This is a genomic window from Vibrio sp. HA2012 (genome assembly GCF_002812955.1).
GTDB lineage: Bacteria > Pseudomonadota > Gammaproteobacteria > Enterobacterales > Vibrionaceae > Vibrio.
Window position 1 is genome coordinate 855,000 of sequence record NZ_PFXK01000001.1, and the last position, 18,370, is coordinate 873,369.

Sequence of the window (18,370 nt, forward strand, 5' to 3'; positions counted from 1 at the left end):
TGAAACCTATTGAATTACAAAATCGGTGAATAACACTTTTTCGATAACTGGCTTACCAACAACTTCCTGCAAGGTTGCCTGAATATCTTTTGTTGCCTGATCCCGCAACTGGGTTCTTCCCCCCGGGGTTCGGAGCTGATCCAGACTAGCCGAACCAAAAGTAGACAGCAGTGTACTTTCCACCAACGGAGAATGGTGTCTGGCCAGACTTTCATTTTCACTGCCTCTCACCATTAGTTGCACTTTAATCTGTACCATCCGGTCTTTTTGCTTTCCTGTCACATTAAACAAGAATGGCTGTGCAATATTGACGTATGCCGCAGGATCAGGAAGAGCAACCTGCTGCACAGCTGCTGCCTGTTCTTCAGTACCTTCCTCAGAGTCATCTGACCCCATCAGGAAAAAAGCGGCACCACCGCCACCAACCAACAAGACCACGACTGCAATAATGATAATCAGTAATTTCTTCTTACCTTTTGGGGCTTCTTCACCACCAGGTTGTTGTTCTTCTGCCATAATTTCTCTCTGCCAGTCGTTGCTATAGGATGATTTACCTTAAATATATCAGTGTTTGACAACATATTAAGCGTAATAACTGATTCCATCATCTTTTGCAGCAATATTCACATCCAGATTGATGCCTTCATCAAGGTTAGTCCCCTCATCCGGCTTCTGTCCCTGATAGCTGCTTTCACCACCCGAACCGTTTCCGGCAGAGTACTGACGCTGCTGTCCGCTATTTTGCTGATGAACAGAGGTATCTGCAAGCTGAACCCCCTGCTGAGCCAACATTTCCCGTAATTTGGGCATTGCGTGCTCAACCATATCTCTGGCTTGTGGATTTGCGACCGTGAACTGAACTGAAGCTCCGTCACCGTGCATTGTCATGCGGATATGCATGCGTCCAAGCTCCGGCGGATCCAGTCTTATATCAATATTCTTAAGGTTCTTAGACATCATCATCTGCACCCGCTCAGCGAGTTGATCTCCGGCCATATCCCGGTTCAGCTGCAACGCTGGCTGAGTGCCTGTTGCCTGCTGAGCTTCGATACGGCTCTGAACCGTTGTACTTCCCTGCTGTCCGGCTAGACCAGCAAGTTGCTGAGAGAGTTCTGAATCTTTATTACCGTTTTTGGCTGCTGACAGACCTTTTGCTCCGCTCACTCCGGCAGTGGTTGCCAGCATGGTTTTCATTTCCTGAACATTTCCTGCCGGAACCGTATTAGCCGCAAAAGACGGCATCCCGGCAGTGTTCAACTCAGGCTGAACCAGTGTTGCCGTCGTCAGGGGTGATGCCTGCAATTTTTCCGCTTGCTGAGGTGATATCTGAGCCATAGATTGTGCCTGAGCCACCTGCTGATGCAGCAGCTGATGGCGGTTCTGAGACTGACTGGAAAATGACTCAGATTGTAGCTTACTGAGATCCACTGAAGTCTTTCCTGCGTCCATAACCGTAGCTTGCTCCTGCAAAGAAAGTTCTCCTTCATCCTGGGCAAGAAAACTCTGTTCGGATGTACTAACCTGTACAACCGGATCACCAACACCAGGGGAAAGTAACTGCATTTCAGAAGAAGCTGGTACCATCAGCGGAGTTTCTGCTACCTGCGTATCCCACACCAGCGCAGCCTGTGACTCAGGGAATTTTTCTGTATGAGCCGTTTCCGGGGTCACTGTCTTTCCCTGCATGACCGCACGATGAATTGTCTGCATATCAGGCATTGATTCCAGTTGGACATCCCATTCGCCTCCGGCAACACCTTGCTTTGTGTTCACCAAATGTTCGGCCCCAGTTGGATCTGCTGTTATATCTTGAGTCTGCAGTTCTGCACTCAACTCAGAAGACATCACCGGGACACCCTGAACAGAAACACCGTCAGAAACAGTCTTCTGAACCTCTGCTGGCACAGCATCCTGCCCAGCTATAAGCGGATCAGATCCTGTCACTCTATGTTCGATGCTTACCATCTGCTGCGGCTGTAAAGATATATCCGGACTCTGCTGTTCTGCGCCCGTTATCTGGCTGGCTTTTGCATCTGCTGTGAGTATCTGCTCAGAGCGAGGCAAATCTTTGCCGGAAGTTCCCTGTAATACCTGATTCGACTCATCCAGCCTCTCCAGTAATCGGTTACCAGAATACATCGCCTGACTGGCCTTGCTGGAGACTGAAGTATTCTCAGAATCCGTTTGTTCTGCCGGGTCATCTGCTGACACCTGATATTCCTGAGCATCAGACACAAAGTCAGTTTCAGGCTCGGTAGCGATTTCTTCACTTTCATCAGTCAGTAATAATTTTTCAGAAGCCGTGCCTGACTCAGCCGACGAAGTTTCTGTAACTTTCGTATCCGGGTCTTTTTCTTCCGAACGAAAAATAGCAACCAGCTTACTCAGAAAGCTACCGGACTCTTCAGCATCACCAGCCTCATCAGAAGATTTGACACCAGCAGCCCCTGCTTTGAGCAGGGCAGCGGATTTACCACTTTCAGTAACTGACAGGGAACTTTGATTCATAAACGGATCTCTTCTGCAAATAAACAAGCCATCTGACCTGAGCAAATCATTCCGGTCTGTACATTGCTAAACAAGCCGGGTTTTATACAAGAGTTTTTGCAAGAATCAGACCAGAAAATACTACCGGCTTATTTACGTCGTGAAAACTGCAAGGTCGAGAACTCATCCATCTGTTTCTGCTCCCGTTTTTCTTCCAGTCTTTGTTTTTCTTTCTTTTTCTTATCGATCATCCATTCATAGGAGCGGCGCTGTTTACGCATTTCCATCCAGTACTCTTCGCAATTTGTCACCTGAGAAGTAAAATGGCCTTCAGCCTGTTTTTGCTTAGTCAGAGTGTCATCCAGTTGAGTCAAAAAACGATTCAGATGACCGTAAGCACTGGCACTCAGGCCATTCTGTCCACGCTCAACCAGTTGTCTGCAATAATCGAGGCGATACTGTTCAATCTGTTCAACCTGATGGTAATAGCCTTCCAGCTCATTGCGGGCTTTATTCAGTGCCAGTACCGCCTGATTCTCTCGTTCTTTCGCCTGTTCCAGCAGAAAGTCCAGCGCATTATCCACGTGTCACCTCCCGGCTGTATTAGTGGCTGCCAGCAGTCTGCAGTACATTACGCAGCATATTGATGCACATATCGTACGGTACAGACTCTTTCATACTTTGCTGCAGATACTGATCCAGACTAGGTTTAATAGTAAATGCACTATCAATTGCATTGTCAGTTCCCGGTTTATAAGCACCGATAGAAACCAGATCCTGATTTTTACGACAAATAGACAGGATCTGCCTGACCGCTTTCGACATCAGCACATGTTCTTCCGATGTGATCTGCGGCATAACCCGGCTAACGGATTTTTCAACATCAATTGCCGGATAATGACCAGCATCAGCCATTTCCCGCGACAGAACAATGTGACCATCAAGAATGGCACGGGAAGCATCGGCTATCGGATCCTGCAAATCATCACCCTCAGTCAGAACGGTAAAAAAGGCCGTAATTGAGCCCTGCTCCGGACTACCATTACCGGCTCTTTCAACCAGTGCCGGCAATTTAGCAAATACCGATGGCGGATAACCTTTAGTCGCAGGAGGCTCACCCACCGAAAGGGCTATCTCACGCTGAGCCTGAGCAAACCGGGTCAGTGAATCCATCAGTAACAGCACATCCAGTCCCTGATCACGAAAATATTCTGCAATCGTCAATGCAGTCTGACAGCCTTTTAAGCGCATCAATGGTGATGAGTCCGCAGGCGCAGCCACAACGACCGAACGTCTGCGGCCATCCTCACCCAGAATTTCTTCTATAAATTCTTTAACTTCTCGTCCCCGTTCACCAATCAGACCAACAACCACAACCTGTGCCGTCGTCCCTCGGGTCATCATTCCCAAGGTAACGGATTTACCCACACCAGAACCAGCAAACAGACCGATCCGTTGTCCTTTTCCTACCGTCAACAGACCGTTAATGGCTTTCAGACCGACATCCAGCGGCTCAGAAATAGGCTTACGTAACAGAGGATTCATAGGTTCAGAACTGAATGAGGCTCTGTGCTCAGTGTAGATTTCCCCCAATCCGTCCAGCGGATTACCAACCCCGTCAATAACCCGTCCAAGCAGTTCCATACCGACAGGAAGACCACTGTCTCCTGTCATAGGGGTGACTTTTGCCCCCGGCAGGACACCAGTAATCTGCTCACTGGGCATAAGAAATAGATTATCACCGGAAAAGCCCACGACTTCAGCTTCCATTTCTCCGTTCAGGGTTTCAACCTTACACAGACTACCGATAGGGGCACGACAACCGATGGCTTCCAGAGTCAGACCGACCACCCGGACCAGTTTCCCGGCGGCAATTGCCCGGGTCGTCAGACCATGGGTTTTATACTGAGAGAGGCGTTCGGCAAGGGGCAACATGGTTTATTCCCCCTGATGCCGGTTTACACCACAAAAAGACTGCAGAACGGAACGTACCCGTTCTTCCATTTTATAACTTACACTAGATTCACCGGCTTCTATTTGCACATCACCGCGGTTTAACGAAGGCTCCGTCACCAAAGTCCAGTTACGGCAGTCCAGTTCTGCTTCACCATAAGCAGACTGGATAATCGCTACATCATCCGGATGCAGTTTCAGTGTGATCGGATGACCGGAAATTGGTAATGCTTCAACCGATTCACGGACAGTATCAAGGATAACCTGAGGATTCATCTGCACTTCCACATGTACCACCTCTTTGGTAATGGCAAGTACCATATCCACCAGCTGTTTTTCAACCTGAGCATTCATCAGCTCCAGTGGCTGGGCAAACTGGTTGGCAAGATTCATAAAAATATCTACCTGTTGTCGGATATATTCCTGTCCGGCAGTAATACCTTCCGTTTTACCCAGCTCGAAACCTTCTGCCTGTCCAGCCTCCAGCCCCTGCTCTTTTCCTTTATCGTATCCGGCAGTAAATCCAGCTTCCTGTCCCTGATGGTAACCTTCTTCATGGGCAGATCTTTTAATCGTTTCGATATCTTCCGCTGTCAATTCAACCGGAATATCTTCTTTCGGCGGCTCAAAATCCGGCTTCCAGCCCGGATCATAATTAAATGCCGTATTTTTTGCCTCTCTGCTGCTTTCCTGTGTGTAATCCGGCAAGCCCCATCGTTCAGGCTTGACGTTAGCACCTTCTTCATCAGGCCGAAGAAAACCACGTTTACGCTCAAGAGACATAACCCACCCTATGCTATCTGACTACCACTATATTGTCTGATCACCGGGTTCTGGCCGCGATTCCACTTACAGGAACTCGTCAGCACCACCACCCAGCATAATTTCACCACTGTCTGCCAACCGACGTGCTACAGCAAGGATCTCTTTCTGTGCAGCTTCTACATCCGCTACCCGTACCGGAGGCATTGCTTCAATATCATCGCGCATCATCTCAGCAGCACGTTTGGACATGTTCTTGAAGATCTTATCACGCAGCGCTTCATCAGCACCTTTCAGTGCCTTCTGCAGAACATCCTGAGGCACATCACGCAGCAATTTCTGCACTCCCTGATCATCAACTTCAATCAGGTTGTCGAATACAAACATCAGATCCTGAATCTGAGTCGCCATATCCTCATCCTGGTCGCGAATTTGATCCATCAGAATGCCTTCAACACTGTTATCCATATAGTTCATGATCTCAGCAGCGGCTTTCAGGCCACCAATTTTGGCTGCCTGAGCACCAGCCTGACCAGCAAACTGTTTCTCCATAATCTCGTTCAGTTCTGCCAATGCTGATGGCTGTACTTCTTCCAGATTGGCAATACGCATCATCAAATCGAGACGAACACGTTCAGGAAACTGTGACAGGATTTCTGCCGACTGATCGGCTTCCAGATAAGATAATACGATAGTCTGAATCTGCGGGTGTTCATTTACAATAATGCTGGCAACCTGACGAGGATCCATCCATTTCAGAGAATCAAGCCCTTTCGAACCGGTACCAAGCAGGATCTGATCAACCAGATTATTAGCCTTATCTTCACCCAGAGCAGAAACCAGAGCCTTACGCATAAAGTCTTCACTGCCCATTCCGATATTGGTGTATTTCTGGATATCTTCCAGGAAAGCACGGTGAACTGCTGTCACCTTTTCATTATTCAGATCGGCAGCTCTCGCCATCGCACTCCCCACTCGTTGCACCTGCTTAGGTTCAAGGTGACGGATAATGCCTGCGGCATCTTCTTCGCTAAGGCTCAGCAGCAGGATAGCCGCTCTTTCATCTCCGGGAATAGAGGTAACATCGATTTCCGTCGACCCATCACCGCCATTTTCACGTTTTACAATATCATCAGCCATTGACTAACCAGTTCTTCACAACCTGAGCCGCCAGTTCCGGCTCGTTAGCAACAAGTGCCCGTACCGCTTTGAGCACATCTTCATCTTTATGCAGGTTCGGCAGTTCCACTCCGGAACCAAACTCAAATACTTCACCGCCGTCGATATCACTACCGATCAAACTCATCTCGCCATCCATGATAGGCATGCCGTGCTCATCATATGCCACACCGGCTTCATCATCCGCATTCGGATTAAGCAGTTTCTTCATCGCAGGACGTACCAGAACCAAAACTACAATAATCACAACCAGCGCACTCGCAAGCCAGCGAACCCAGTTGTTAAAGTTCGGATGTTCCCAGATAGGCACATCAGCAATCTGTTCCATTTCAGGTTCAGCAAATTTCACACTCAGCACATTCAGCAGATCGCCCCGCTCAGCATCAAATCCAACCGTACCGACCAGCACCTGACGAATGGCATCCAGCTCATTTGCAGACAGCGGTTCATAGGTTACCTCACCACTATCCGGATTAGTTACAGCCCGGTCTTTAATCGCCACGGAGACTGTCTGACGGTCAACCACTCCCGTCTGACGACGCTCATGACTGATCGTCGTATCCAGCTCAAAATTACGGGTCGCCTCTTTATGCACAGAACCTTGCCCGAGGAGCGAGCCATCTTTCATCTGTGCCACATCCTGTGGAATAGACGCATCAGCCGGAGGCTGGTTACTCAGCGCTCCCGGAACACCGGCAACAACGTTACCATTGTTATAGTCTTCAAGAGTATATTCACTGCGGGTCGATGATGTGCTGGGATCAAACCGTTTACGGGTCTGTTCAACCGCGCTAAAATCGAGCTGAATATCCACCTGAGCCGTATAGTTTCCGATACCAAGAATAGGGATCAATACCGAATCAATTTTATCCCGCAGAGTCTGTTCCTGCTTACGCTCTAAATCCTGTTCTTTACGACGAGCTGTCGCCACCGGGTCCTGAGAACCGGAACTGAGCAAACGACCATGCTGATCAGTCACGGTTACGCGGGTCGGTTTCATTCCCGGTACAGCACTGGCAACCATATCCACAATAGAATCCACTTCTTCCTGCTTCAGGGTATTTCCCATACGCAGAGTCACAAATACGGTCGCCGATGCTTCCTGATTTTGACGAACAAATACACTCTGTTTTGGTAGTGCAAGCAATACGGAAGCCTTACGCACCTGACGCATCTGTTCAATGGCTTTAGCTAGTTGGCGCTCCCGGCTCAGTTTCAATCGCTCGGTTTCCAGACGCTGTGATACCCCGAACCCCATATCATTCAGTAAGATATCATCACCAGCCTGATCGCTTTTATTTAACCCTTCGCGAGCAAGATTCAGTTTAAGACTGCTGTATTCATCAACGGGAACCTGAATGGTGTTTCCTTCCAGTTTGTATTCGAATTGCTGCTGGTCAAGGTAGTCAAGAACCGTGATCAGTTCATCGGTTTCGTAAGTACCCAGCGGACGCATTTCCGGCTCTCTCATCCAAAAAAACAGCATAACGATCAGAGCCACGCAGATCGAGATAGACAAGACGAGAACAACCTGACGCAGCAGATCCAAATCACCTACGGCAAAATCCATCTTGGATGAACTTTTTTCGTGCAGATCAATATCCTGAGTATCAGTATCCATTCCGCTTGTGGTTGTCAGTGCACCATCAGAACCTGAGCCAGCTACTGCAACATCTGTTGATTTATTTTCATCAGCCACGGTCAGTCACCCAAATTAAACTGGCATATTCATCAATTCTTTATAAGCCTCTACCAGCTTATTTCTCACCTGAATGGTCGCCTCAAACGCCACACTGGATTTATTTCTCGCTATCATAACGTCTGAAAGAGACACATCTTCGTCGCCACGGTCAAAGCGCATTTGCAGATCGCTGGAACTTTGCTGCAGGGCATTTACATTATTGATAGCATTATTCAGCATCTGACCAAAGTCTGCGCCAACCCGCTGGCCGGTTGCCGGTTGCGTTGTGTTTGACGCTTCCAGCTTCATTGCCTGCATTTCACTCTGTATGCCACCAATATTCATTCTAACCCCACTAAGCCAATAATTTGACTTGTTATCCTGTTCTTATTTTGACGCTGCAATTAATATGCCATGGGCAATAAGCCCTTATCAGCCCGGTATTTCAATACCTGCATCACGCATTTTTGCCAACTTATAACGTAATGTTCTTGGACTAATGCCCAACTTTTCTGCGATTTCCTTACGCCGGCCATTGCATTTGATCACCGTTTCCAGAATGATAGCGTACTCCTGATCACGCAGTTCACCACCCAACCCTTCTCCGGAAGAGAGGTTCTTTTCCAGTACATAATCATCCATATTGTCCGCCAGCAAGGAGCCCGGTTCTGCTATCGGTTTAACGACCGGAACCGCCATATCCGCCTGAACAGCAGTCTGCAGACTGTTTGCATCCTGCCAGTCAACGCCTTCCAACAGAATATGCTCCTCCTGAATATGACCCTGTTCGCTGAGGATCAGTGCCCGCTGAACGACATTATCCAGTTCACGAACGTTGCCCGGCCAGGTGTAGCTCAACAGCTTGTTTACGGCTGCCGGTGCAATATCAGGAACAGGAAGCCCCAGTTTCTGACAATGGCGTTCCGTCAGGTGGCGGGTCAGCGGTTCGATATCACCTTTACGTTCACACAATGGTGGCCAGGCAATCGGAAATACATTCAAACGGTAATACAGGTCTTCCCTGAAGTTTCCTTCAGTCACATATTGTTTAAGATCCCGGTTACTGGTTGCCAGAACCCGAACATCCAGCTTAATACTTTTGCGGCTACCCAGACGTTCAACTTCTCTTTCCTGCAAGACCCGCAACAGTTTAGCCTGCAGATTCAGATCCATTTCGCTGATCTCGTCCAGAAGAATCGTACCGCCCTGTGCCTGCTCGAACTTACCCGGACACGCCTGAACTGCGCCGGTAAAAGCACCTTTCTCATAACCGAACAACGTAGCTTCCAGCATATTGTCCGGAATAGCGGCACAGTTAATAGCGATAAAAGGGCCATCTTTGCGACCGGACATATTATGAATATGCCGGGACATCACTTCTTTACCTGAACCACTCGGCCCCAAAACCATCACGTTGGCATCAGTCTTCGCCACTTTTTCTGCCAGAGCGATCAGCTTGATACTTTTCTCATCGGCAACAACCGCATCGCCGTTATCGTCAGATTTGACCGGAGCATATCGGCTAACCATATTCAGCAGTACTTCAGGTGCAAAAGGTTTTGCCATATAATCAATGGCTCCTTCTTTCATCGCAGCCACCGCATCTTCGATATTAGCGTATGCCGTCATCAGAAGAACCGGTAGATTAGGCCAGTGCTGCTTAATGTTTCTCAGCAATGCCAGCCCTCCCATGCCCGCCATCTGCACATCTGAGACAACGATATCAACTTCTTCTGTTTTCAGTTTCACCAAAGCATCTTCAGCACAATCCGCCTCGATCCACTCATATCCGGCAAGCGCTAGTGTATCAACCAGTGCCTCACGCAAGCCTTCATCATCTTCTACGATTAACACTTTACTTTGAGCCATTATTCGTCTCCTGAGTTGTCGTTTTTCAGCGGCAGGCACATGGTAAAACAAGCGCCATCCCCCGGTTCAGATAAAAGTTCAAGACGTCCTTTATGCGCCCGGCAGACCATCTGTACGACAGCCAGACCCAGCCCCGTTCCCTGAGAACGGGTTGTAAAAAACGGTTCCATGATCTTACTCTGCAGCTCGGGGGGAACACCCGGCCCGTTATCCTGCACAGAGATCTTAAGTTCATTGCCTACAGGACGGAAAAACACATCAACCTGAGATTCTTTTCCGCCAATCTGTATTGCATTAATCACCAGATTGCTGAGTGCCGATGCAATTGCATTTGCATTACCCAGCAGTTGTGCCTGTTCACCTTCAGCTTCCAGACAGAAATCAATCTGATTATTTTTTATCGCTGTCTCTACCATCGGCTGAAATTCTGCGACCAATTCTGCCACTCTAAATGGCTGAACCACTTTGTTGTCTCCCCCTTTAGCAAACAACAACATGTCGTTGACCTGCTTTTCTAAATCGTGCAGACGATCCATCAGACGAGTCTGAAAACGTTCCCGGGTCGGAGTAGGAAGGTTAGGAGCACCAAGATTAGAAGCATACAACATAGCACTGGATAAAGGAGTTCTGACCTGATGAGCCAGAGAGGCAACCATTCTTCCGATAGAAGACAGTCGTTGCAGGTCACTGACTCTCGACTGTAGTAAACGGGTTTCAGTCAGATCGGTGATAAGAATAAGCTGCCCGGTTGAAGAAGCAGAGATAGCCAGACGAACCTTACGTCCGTTTCTCAGTGACACCTCATGCCCGTCATCTTCCTGCGGAGCAAAAGCGCTCTGGATAACCGAAAACCATTTTTCCCCGACCAGAGGAACGTCCAGTAAACGATGCGCTTCCGGATTGGCTTCCCGAACCTCACCTTGCGTATCCAGCAGAATAACCCCGGCAGGCATAACATCCAGCACTTGCTGATAGCGTCCCACCTGCTCTTTCAGAGAGGCTAAATACACCGGATTATCCTGTTGTTCTGCTACTGGCATGTCAGTTTCTCGTCTACATAAAACAATAGCCTGAGATGCAATTTGCAAGCCAGACTATTTTTCATTTATATCATACGGTTACAAAAAAACTATCGAATGTCAATTTATTGACAAAGCACACGCTAATACTGCGGACAACCCTGCCTAACGGTTAAGACTGTATTTCTTCATTTTTTCTACCAGCGTCGTCCTGCGCATGCCGAGCATATCAGCCGCCCTTGCGACAACACCATCCTGAGCATCCAAGGCCTGATTAATCAGACTCACTTCCATCTCTGCCAGTAACTCTTTCAGATTAACCCCTTCCGGCGGTAACACCTGTGCATCAACCGTATCAATAGCCATTTCAGGAACATCATCAAAAACAAAGTCTTCCGAAAAAATATTCTGCAAAACGTCCCTTTCCTGTTCTTCGACAGAGACTGAGCGGCTACCGTTTTCTTCCGGCTGAAATTCCGGAATATCACTGTAACGGTACTTTGTCGGAAGATGGTTTACATCAATAAGACTGTTCGGATAAAGGATAACCATACGTTCCACCAGATTAGCCAGTTCGCGGACATTCCCGGGCCAGGCATGCTCCATCAGAGAATTCACCGCTCTCGGTGTAAAGCAGATAGGCTGACTGCCCTCAGCTTCCATTCTTAGCATCAGTTCCTGAAGAAGCAGGGGAATATCTTCTTTACGTTCTTTCAATGCCGGCATTTCTATAGGAAACACATTCAGCCGATAGAAAAGATCTTCCCGAAAACTACTGTCACTGATCATATGCTCGAGGTTCCGGTGTGTTGCAGCGACAATGCGGACATTCACCCGAATAGTCGCATTACCTCCGACACGTTCAAAACTGCGTTCCTGCAAAACCCGCAGTAATTTAACCTGCATAGGCATCGGCATATCACCGATTTCATCCAGAAAAATAGTGCCGCCTTCTGCCAGCTCAAAACGTCCTTTACGAGAGGTAATCGCTCCGGTAAATGCGCCTTTTTCGTGACCAAATAGTTCACTTTCAAGCAGATCAGGGGGAATCGCGCCACAGTTAATAGGAACAAATGGTCCGTTACGCCGCGAAGAGTGATAGTGCACATTACGTGCAACCACCTCTTTTCCGGTTCCGGATTCACCGAGGATCAACACATTAGCTTCCGTCGCGGCAACCTGTTCAATCAGATGGCGCACTTCCTTTATGCCGGGACTATTGCCAACCAGACTGCGAAACAGCGTATTCTTACGTGACGAGGAAAGATGCAGACCATTTTTGCCCAGAAAACCGGCACAGTGTCTGAGAGCATCGCTTACCTGAGGATAATTCAGCGGCAGTTCCAACTCACCGACATAGTGAGGTAGATCTTCCAGTTGCAGAACAGAGGTACTTAAAGCCAAAAGAGGAATATGAACAGCGCGTCCGAGCTTTTCACTCAACGCTGCCACTGTTGATGGATTATTTATACTGCCGATAACACATCCGACCCAGGCTTTAGAAAAATCGACTCTGTCAATAACATCCGAACCCAGAACTTCAGCATGCTCTCCGATAAACTCAAAGATAGAACTCAAATGCGACTGCATCTGCGTATCATCTTCAATTATCAGCAGTTTTGCCAAACCTTGCATAAAAATAAAATAGCGCCTTTATATTTTTCTTTCCATTGCGGCTATGTCTTTGCTCTTGATTTAAGCTTAAAAAACAAGCATCTGTACAACAGCAGACAATCTCATGAGAACAGCTACAACAAAGCCCATCAGCTAAACGGACTTTAACTAATGGCGTCTATTTTATTGAATATATTAAATAAGGCAACCTGCATGTTGCCACTTCTGAACTAAATTAAAAAGAATTCATAATGTTATTGACCCAGCTCCGCCGATGTCAGGTTATGATATTCAGTCGGAATCTGATCCCAAGCAGATTTAATTTCACGAATAATGTCGATAACGTCATCAATCGGTTGCGGATTGTTTTCTGCGTTGGCCAGCGAAATCTGTGTGATCATAAACTCATATAACTGGTCAAGATTCGATGCAACGTCTCCGCCATCTTCCATGGACAGACATCCACGCAAACTGATAATGATATCCAGAGCTTTACCCAGACGCTCGCCCTTAACAGCCACATTGCCTTGCTGCATAGCCGCTTTACCCTGCACTAAACGTTCAATTGCACCTGCCATCAGCATTTGGATCACCTTGTGCGGTGATGCCGCACTCAGTTGACTGTCAACTGACACCTTCTTGTATGCTTGTAATGAACCTCGCATGGTATTCCTCTTTACTTATAAAAACTGTTTGTACCGCTGAACAGATTTATTGCCGTGGCGATATTTCTTTAACTCTTCACCTATCTGGCCCGTCTTAGCCTGCATTTGCTCAACAAGCTGTTGTGTTCTTGCGACTGCTGCCAGCCATTCCGGTGAGCGTTCAAATTCCGGCGTTTTTTGTCGCTCTTCTTTAAGAGAAAGCAATAACCGTTCCCTTTTATCGACTAATTGGGTAATTTCTTCAGTATTTAACTCACTTTCCAAAAAAAGAGACATTAAATCATGATCCAGATCACTTAATTCATCCAGATAACCTGTCATCTATCACCCCAATGCGCTCATCATACCGGAAAGCTGGCTCTGCATTTTTGCCGTTGCATCCTGCATTGCGGCAAATTTATCATGTGTTCTCTGCTCCAGGCTGTCTATCCGGCGATCTAATGCCGCCTGATTATCGTCCAGACGATAATTCCTTTCTCTCAACGTATCTTCCCGGGTACGCAGCATTCCGGATGCTCCGGTTAACCCCTGAATCGCATCCTCAACTCTCTTAGCAAAACCATCTCTTCCGCCAAAAAAACTTTCCAGATGATTAAAGTTTTTATTTAACTGCCTATCCAGAAGATCATAATTAATTTCCAGAGTTCCCTGCCGGGTACTGGTAATACCGAAAGATTTCAGTGTCTTCAAATCATCCGGAGCCTGACTGATTGCCCCGTTAAATACAGACTGAAGGCGGGATTCCGCGGAACGGATGATACTGTCCCCTGCTAACGGTCCTTTCTGTCCGGTTGCTGGATCCGACACCGCTAACTGACGGCTGGTCTGATAAAAATTGTTATAAGCTGTCACAAACTGTTCTATGTCTTCCCGTACACCGTTTCTGTCATATTCGACACCAATTTCGGCTGATTTCTGCGCGGGATCCGTAACGCCTTTTACCGTAATATCAATCCCTTCAACAGCATCTTCAATCACATTATTTCCACTGCTTAACTGGGCAACTCCATCCAGCATGACCAACGCATCCTGTCCCTGCTGTACCTCAGTCATTCCGCTGTATGCCGACATAGAGTCTTCTGCGGCCTTTAATGCAGCCTGAGTATCGTTGATCTTATCCTGACGTACCCGTTCTTCCGGTGACATCTGCTCCCTCAGCAGTTGCTCCGCCTCATCGTCAGTCAGTTCCCCTCTGCTAACCGCATCTTCAATCGCTGCTTTTTCCGCAGCGACTTCTGCCCGCTTCTCAGCCAGATCCGCTTCTCTGACTGCTTTAGCCTCTTCTGGTGTCATATAAGAATCAGTGAGTGTACCCGAAGCCGTATTTGTCCAGCCCGGAACATCACTCATTTTATCCAGTGCTTTCTGATCCAGTTCAGGTTCAGGTTCTTCATAAGAATCAAGCAGAGTTCCTGAAGCCGTTTCCGTCCAGCCGGGGATCCTCTCTTCCGGAGGCAGATAAGCCGTCTGTGCCGCAGACTGAGACAAATCGCTGCCATCCGTACTCACACTACTCTGAGCCAGGACATTTTCTGCCGCTCCGGTATTTTCAGGTTCATCTCCCTGAGAATCACTGTCCAGAATACCGGTACTTCCATCCACAACAGATTGAGACTCATCCCCCTGTAGTGGTGCATCCAGAGCTTCCCGGGCCGCTATACGCGCTTTTTCCAGAGATTCAATACGCTCTTCCAGCGTTTTATATTCAAATTTTTTCAGGGGATTAGTTGCGCCTGAATCGACGCTGATCTTGATTTGATTCTCTGCACCCGAACGTTCAGATGCGACAATCAATCGTTTTCCATCTTTATCGTTAATAACAGAGGCACGGACGCCAGGATTACCACTGGCTCCATTTATTCCTCTAAGTACATCTTTTAAATCGGATTTGTCTGCAACATCAACCGTAAATTTTTTGTCGCCAAGCTGGATATGCAGCTTACCAGGGCCAAATTCAAGATCCTCAGCCATAGGCTGTGATGCAACCTTGTGACTCTGAGCAAGCTGCAGTACATCGACAGCATACTTACCAGCAATAGCTTCTGTTGTTGCAGTCGCTGAAACCGCACTTTCATCGCTCGATTCAACTTTCCTTACTGCGAAAGCCTTATCCTGACGAAAGCTGGTCATCAGGTTCTTCATTGTATCCAGTGACTCTCTGAGCCGCCCATAGGCACTGATGCTGGCATCAATCTGGGTCCGTTCATTGTCGATGCGTTGCTGTTTAGGCACCCGCTCCGCATCAACAATTTTACTGACCATAGAATTGATATCCATGCCAGATGACATACCCAATGGGTTTAAACTCATTCAACTCACCTTCAGATAGTTAGACCTTTTCCTCAACAAAACCTGAGGATCTGGCTGCAAGGCGTCTTAGTATCACTAACATTTCCTCATCCGGAATCTGCCTGATTATGTCACCGGTACTAACTTCATAAATAGTGACAACATCACGTCCCAGCTCTTCATCAATACGAAAAGAGAGGCCTTTATTGATAGAGTTAACGAATTCATCCATCCGCTCTACCATCTTTTCCAGTTCACGCCGATTGATTTCGATTCGTTTCTGTACGATATCTTCAGCCGGTTTGGTTTCCTGAACCTTTACAGCATTCTCTTTCTGTACCGGAGCTTGTCCGGGTGTCGTATCCGCAGATACAGTCGGATCTGTTACCGCATTCTTCACGCCAGTACTATCTGAAGCAACTTTTGTGCCACCAGAATAGCCATAAGGCTGGATGTTCGATGTGTATGATGGTATTTCCATACTGATCTCCCTTCCACCTTCTGGGTAGATGAATACTCACCTTATACAATAAGTTTAGGTCAGATGACCCAACCTATCTAACCCAACAAGCTCAGAGCTGACGATGGAGTCTGTTTTGCCTGTGCAAGTACTGATGTACTCGCATTCTGAAGAATCTGACTCTTAGTCATCTGAGTCGTTTCTTTAGCAAAGTCAGTATCTTTGATGCGACTTCTGGATGCATTCACGTTCTCGTTAATGTTTTCCAGGTTATTGATCGCATGATTAAAGCGGTTCTGGAATGCACCCAGTGATGCACGCTCACTATCTACACTCTTCAGTGCACCATCAATGATAGACATCGCCTGCTGTGAACCGGCTACGCTGGTCACATCAATATCCTGCACTGTCATCGCTTTACCGTCGTCACTCATTTCCAGATCGCCGGCAAGCGCACCACTGAATCTTACGCTGTTATTTTGAACGGTTTGACTAGAAGCAAAGACCTGCAGTTCACCATCTTCTGTTACAGAGGCTTTCAGGTCATCTGACTGACCGTTTATATAGGTGGCGACTTCTTCGATGTCATCACCAGCAACGGCATTGATGCTCAGTGTTTTTTCTTCGCCCTGCTTATCCGTATAGTCAATAGTAAACTCGGTTGTGCCGTCCTGAACCGTCCAGTCTGCACCTTTGGCAATACCAGCAGTATAGTTAACGCCACCCATGTCCATAGTATCGGTGCGCATGTTGCCCATAGTCAGCTTAACCGCTTCACCAGAACTTGCGCCAATCTGAAAAGACTGTGAACCGAACGCGCCATTCAGCAGCTTATTACCACCAAAAGAGGTTGTTTCTGCAATACGGTTAAGTTCATCATTCAGGGCAGAAACCTCTTCCTGAATCGCTACACGTTCTGAGCGGGTGTTAGAACCATTTGAAGATTGCAGCGCAAGGTCACGCATACGCTGAAGAATGTTGGTAGACTCATTCATTGCACCTTCTGCTGTCTGAGCAATGGATATACCATCATTAGCGTTACGGACAGCCATATCCAGGCCACGGCTTTGGGATGTGAGTCGGTTGGTGATCTGAAGACCCGCAGCATCATCTTTCGCGCTGTTGATCTTATAGCCTGAAGACAGGCGTTCCATCGACTTATTTAAACCACCAGCAGCATTATTCAGGTGCCGTTGAGCGGTCATTGCAGACACATTCGTGTTTACACTAATTGCCATAATTGATCTCCTTAGGCATTGAGGGTGATGGCCGCCACGTCTCTCACCTCGTTTAGGCACATCGTTTTTCATTTCTCTCATTCCCGTTAACGGCGGTCAAAATGAATCCTTTAGGAGAAATTTTCTTTTTTTCTTAATTTTTTTACATTGGATGAAAATGCCTGATCATTGTCACAATTTTGATAAAACTAGCCATACCCTGTATGTGTTATCCATTTCTAAATAAGAATAAACCAGATATGCACTTCTATGTGTATACAGAAAATAACGTAGCATCCATAAACAAAAACCCGGCCAACTGGCCGGGTTTGGTATCACTTTGTCCGCTTCGGGTTATTAGCCCAGCAGACTCAGGGCTGAGTTCGGTGCCTGTTTTGCCTGTGCAAGAACCGACGTCGAAGCCTGCTGCAGGATCTGTGCCTTGGTCATCGAGGTCGTTTCTTTCGCAAAGTCGGTATCTTTGATGCGGCTCTTCGAAGCATTTACGTTCTCGTTGATGTTGTCCAGGTTGTTGATCGCATGGTCGAAACGGTTCTGGAACGCACCCAGTTCTGCACGGTGGCTATCTACATACTTCAGGGCTGCATCCACAATCGCTACCGATTCCTGTGCGCCACCGACTGATGTAACATCAATGGTATCGACCGTCACACCTTTCGCTTCACTCATACCCAGCTCACCAGCCAGACCACCGGAGAAAGCAATCTCACCCTGTACATTGTTGCTGCCCGCAAAAATCTGCAGTTCACCTTGTTCATTGATCGACGCTTTTACCAGATCCTGCTGACCATTGATGTAGGTGGCGACTTCTTCAATATCATCGCCTTCTTTTGCGTTGATCGTGATTTCTCGCTCATCACCAAATGAGTCCGTCAGTGTCATGGTCAGATCGGATGCGTCTGCCTGAACTTTCCAGTTTCCATCTTTGCCGTTTTCGGCAACATAGCTGGCACCGCCCATCATCTTATTGTCTGAACGCATGTCTTTCAGCGTCAGCATCACGGCTTCACCGTTGTCTGCACCAATCTGGAAAGATTTCGTACCGTGAGTACCGTTCAGCAGTTTGTTACCACCAAAAGAGGTTGTTTCTGCGATACGGTTCAATTCATCGTTCAGGGCAACCACTTCTTCCTGAATCGCAACCCGATCCGACT

Annotated in this window: 17 protein-coding genes; all 17 read right to left on the reverse strand. The window is 47.6% G+C overall.

All coding sequences use genetic code 11. From position 1 onward, the window contains the following. Nucleotides 1-6: 6 nt before the first annotated feature. Entirely contained in the window at nucleotides 7-516 is a 510-nt protein-coding gene (gene fliL, locus CSW98_RS03840) for a flagellar basal body-associated protein FliL (RefSeq protein WP_100799106.1), read from the reverse strand. A gap of 66 nt (nucleotides 517-582) precedes the next feature. Then, entirely contained in the window at nucleotides 583-2,508 is a 1,926-nt protein-coding gene (locus CSW98_RS03845) for a flagellar hook-length control protein FliK (protein ID WP_100799107.1), read from the reverse strand. Between the two features lie 128 nt (nucleotides 2,509-2,636). Next, on the reverse strand, nucleotides 2,637-3,071 hold the full coding sequence (gene fliJ / locus CSW98_RS03850) for a flagellar export protein FliJ (protein ID WP_100799108.1): 435 nt from the start codon (nucleotides 3,069-3,071) through the stop codon (nucleotides 2,637-2,639). Nucleotides 3,072-3,090: 19 nt separating this feature from the next. Further along, entirely contained in the window at nucleotides 3,091-4,422 is a 1,332-nt protein-coding gene (gene fliI, locus CSW98_RS03855) for a flagellar protein export ATPase FliI (protein WP_100799109.1), read from the reverse strand. A gap of 3 nt (nucleotides 4,423-4,425) precedes the next feature. Beyond that, complete coding sequence (fliH, locus tag CSW98_RS03860) at nucleotides 4,426-5,223, reverse strand: flagellar assembly protein FliH (protein ID WP_100799110.1); 798 nt, start codon at nucleotides 5,221-5,223, stop codon at nucleotides 4,426-4,428. A gap of 66 nt (nucleotides 5,224-5,289) precedes the next feature. Beyond that, complete coding sequence (gene fliG, locus CSW98_RS03865) at nucleotides 5,290-6,342, reverse strand: flagellar motor switch protein FliG (RefSeq protein WP_100799111.1); 1,053 nt, start codon at nucleotides 6,340-6,342, stop codon at nucleotides 5,290-5,292. Continuing rightward, nucleotides 6,335-8,080: a flagellar basal-body MS-ring/collar protein FliF gene (gene fliF / locus CSW98_RS03870; RefSeq protein ID WP_100799112.1), complete on the reverse strand. Its 1,746-nt coding sequence runs from the start codon at nucleotides 8,078-8,080 to the stop codon at nucleotides 6,335-6,337. The genes fliG and fliF overlap by 8 nt, the downstream gene beginning before the upstream one ends. A gap of 15 nt (nucleotides 8,081-8,095) precedes the next feature. Continuing rightward, complete coding sequence (gene fliE, locus CSW98_RS03875; protein WP_100799113.1) at nucleotides 8,096-8,407, reverse strand: flagellar hook-basal body complex protein FliE; 312 nt, start codon at nucleotides 8,405-8,407, stop codon at nucleotides 8,096-8,098. 87 nt (nucleotides 8,408-8,494) lie between these two features. Then, on the reverse strand, nucleotides 8,495-9,931 hold the full coding sequence (locus tag CSW98_RS03880) for a sigma-54-dependent transcriptional regulator (protein WP_100799114.1): 1,437 nt from the start codon (nucleotides 9,929-9,931) through the stop codon (nucleotides 8,495-8,497). Then, entirely contained in the window at nucleotides 9,931-10,971 is a 1,041-nt protein-coding gene (locus CSW98_RS03885) for a sensor histidine kinase (protein WP_100799115.1), read from the reverse strand. Before CSW98_RS03885 ends, CSW98_RS03880 begins: the two co-directional genes overlap by 1 nt. Nucleotides 10,972-11,115: 144 nt before the next feature. Continuing rightward, a complete protein-coding gene (locus CSW98_RS03890) occupies nucleotides 11,116-12,585 on the reverse strand; it encodes a sigma-54 dependent transcriptional regulator (protein ID WP_100799116.1) in 1,470 nt (489 codons plus the stop codon). Between the two features lie 233 nt (nucleotides 12,586-12,818). Beyond that, nucleotides 12,819-13,229 carry a flagellar export chaperone FliS gene (gene fliS, locus CSW98_RS03895; protein WP_100799117.1) on the reverse strand — a complete coding sequence of 137 codons (411 nt, stop codon included), beginning with the start codon at nucleotides 13,227-13,229 and terminating at the stop codon, nucleotides 12,819-12,821. Between the two features lie 15 nt (nucleotides 13,230-13,244). Further along, a complete protein-coding gene (gene fliT, locus CSW98_RS03900) occupies nucleotides 13,245-13,550 on the reverse strand; it encodes a flagellar protein FliT (RefSeq protein WP_100799118.1) in 306 nt (101 codons plus the stop codon). A gap of 3 nt (nucleotides 13,551-13,553) precedes the next feature. Further along, complete coding sequence (gene fliD, locus CSW98_RS03905) at nucleotides 13,554-15,539, reverse strand: flagellar filament capping protein FliD (protein ID WP_100799119.1); 1,986 nt, start codon at nucleotides 15,537-15,539, stop codon at nucleotides 13,554-13,556. Between the two features lie 19 nt (nucleotides 15,540-15,558). Then, on the reverse strand, nucleotides 15,559-15,999 hold the full coding sequence (flaG, locus tag CSW98_RS03910) for a flagellar protein FlaG (protein ID WP_100799120.1): 441 nt from the start codon (nucleotides 15,997-15,999) through the stop codon (nucleotides 15,559-15,561). Nucleotides 16,000-16,076: 77 nt separating this feature from the next. Further along, on the reverse strand, nucleotides 16,077-17,216 hold the full coding sequence (locus CSW98_RS03915; RefSeq protein ID WP_100799121.1) for a flagellin: 1,140 nt from the start codon (nucleotides 17,214-17,216) through the stop codon (nucleotides 16,077-16,079). A gap of 336 nt (nucleotides 17,217-17,552) precedes the next feature. Next, nucleotides 17,553-18,370 (reverse strand): flagellin (locus tag CSW98_RS03920; RefSeq protein ID WP_100799122.1); only part of this gene is annotated, 818 nt, incomplete at its 5' end.

Bases quoted from the DNA above. Each gene is read 5' to 3' on its own strand.
- fliL (WP_100799106.1), bottom strand. From the start codon at position 516: ATGGCAGAAGAACAACAACCTGGTGGTGAAGAAGCCCCAAAAGGTAAG.
- CSW98_RS03845 (WP_100799107.1), bottom strand. From the start codon at position 2,508: ATGAATCAAAGTTCCCTGTCAGTTACTGAAAGTGGTAAATCCGCTGCC.
- fliI (WP_100799109.1), bottom strand. From the start codon at position 4,422: ATGTTGCCCCTTGCCGAACGCCTCTCTCAGTATAAAACCCATGGTCTG.
- fliH (WP_100799110.1), bottom strand. From the start codon at position 5,223: ATGTCTCTTGAGCGTAAACGTGGTTTTCTTCGGCCTGATGAAGAAGGT.
- fliG (WP_100799111.1), bottom strand. From the start codon at position 6,342: ATGGCTGATGATATTGTAAAACGTGAAAATGGCGGTGATGGGTCGACG.
- fliE (WP_100799113.1), bottom strand. From the start codon at position 8,407: ATGAATATTGGTGGCATACAGAGTGAAATGCAGGCAATGAAGCTGGAA.
- CSW98_RS03880 (WP_100799114.1), bottom strand. From the start codon at position 9,931: ATGGCTCAAAGTAAAGTGTTAATCGTAGAAGATGATGAAGGCTTGCGT.
- CSW98_RS03885 (WP_100799115.1), bottom strand. From the start codon at position 10,971: ATGCCAGTAGCAGAACAACAGGATAATCCGGTGTATTTAGCCTCTCTG.
- CSW98_RS03890 (WP_100799116.1), bottom strand. From the start codon at position 12,585: ATGCAAGGTTTGGCAAAACTGCTGATAATTGAAGATGATACGCAGATG.
- fliS (WP_100799117.1), bottom strand. From the start codon at position 13,229: ATGCGAGGTTCATTACAAGCATACAAGAAGGTGTCAGTTGACAGTCAA.
- fliT (WP_100799118.1), bottom strand. From the start codon at position 13,550: ATGACAGGTTATCTGGATGAATTAAGTGATCTGGATCATGATTTAATG.
- fliD (WP_100799119.1), bottom strand. From the start codon at position 15,539: ATGAGTTTAAACCCATTGGGTATGTCATCTGGCATGGATATCAATTCT.
- flaG (WP_100799120.1), bottom strand. From the start codon at position 15,999: ATGGAAATACCATCATACACATCGAACATCCAGCCTTATGGCTATTCT.
- CSW98_RS03915 (WP_100799121.1), bottom strand. From the start codon at position 17,216: ATGGCAATTAGTGTAAACACGAATGTGTCTGCAATGACCGCTCAACGG.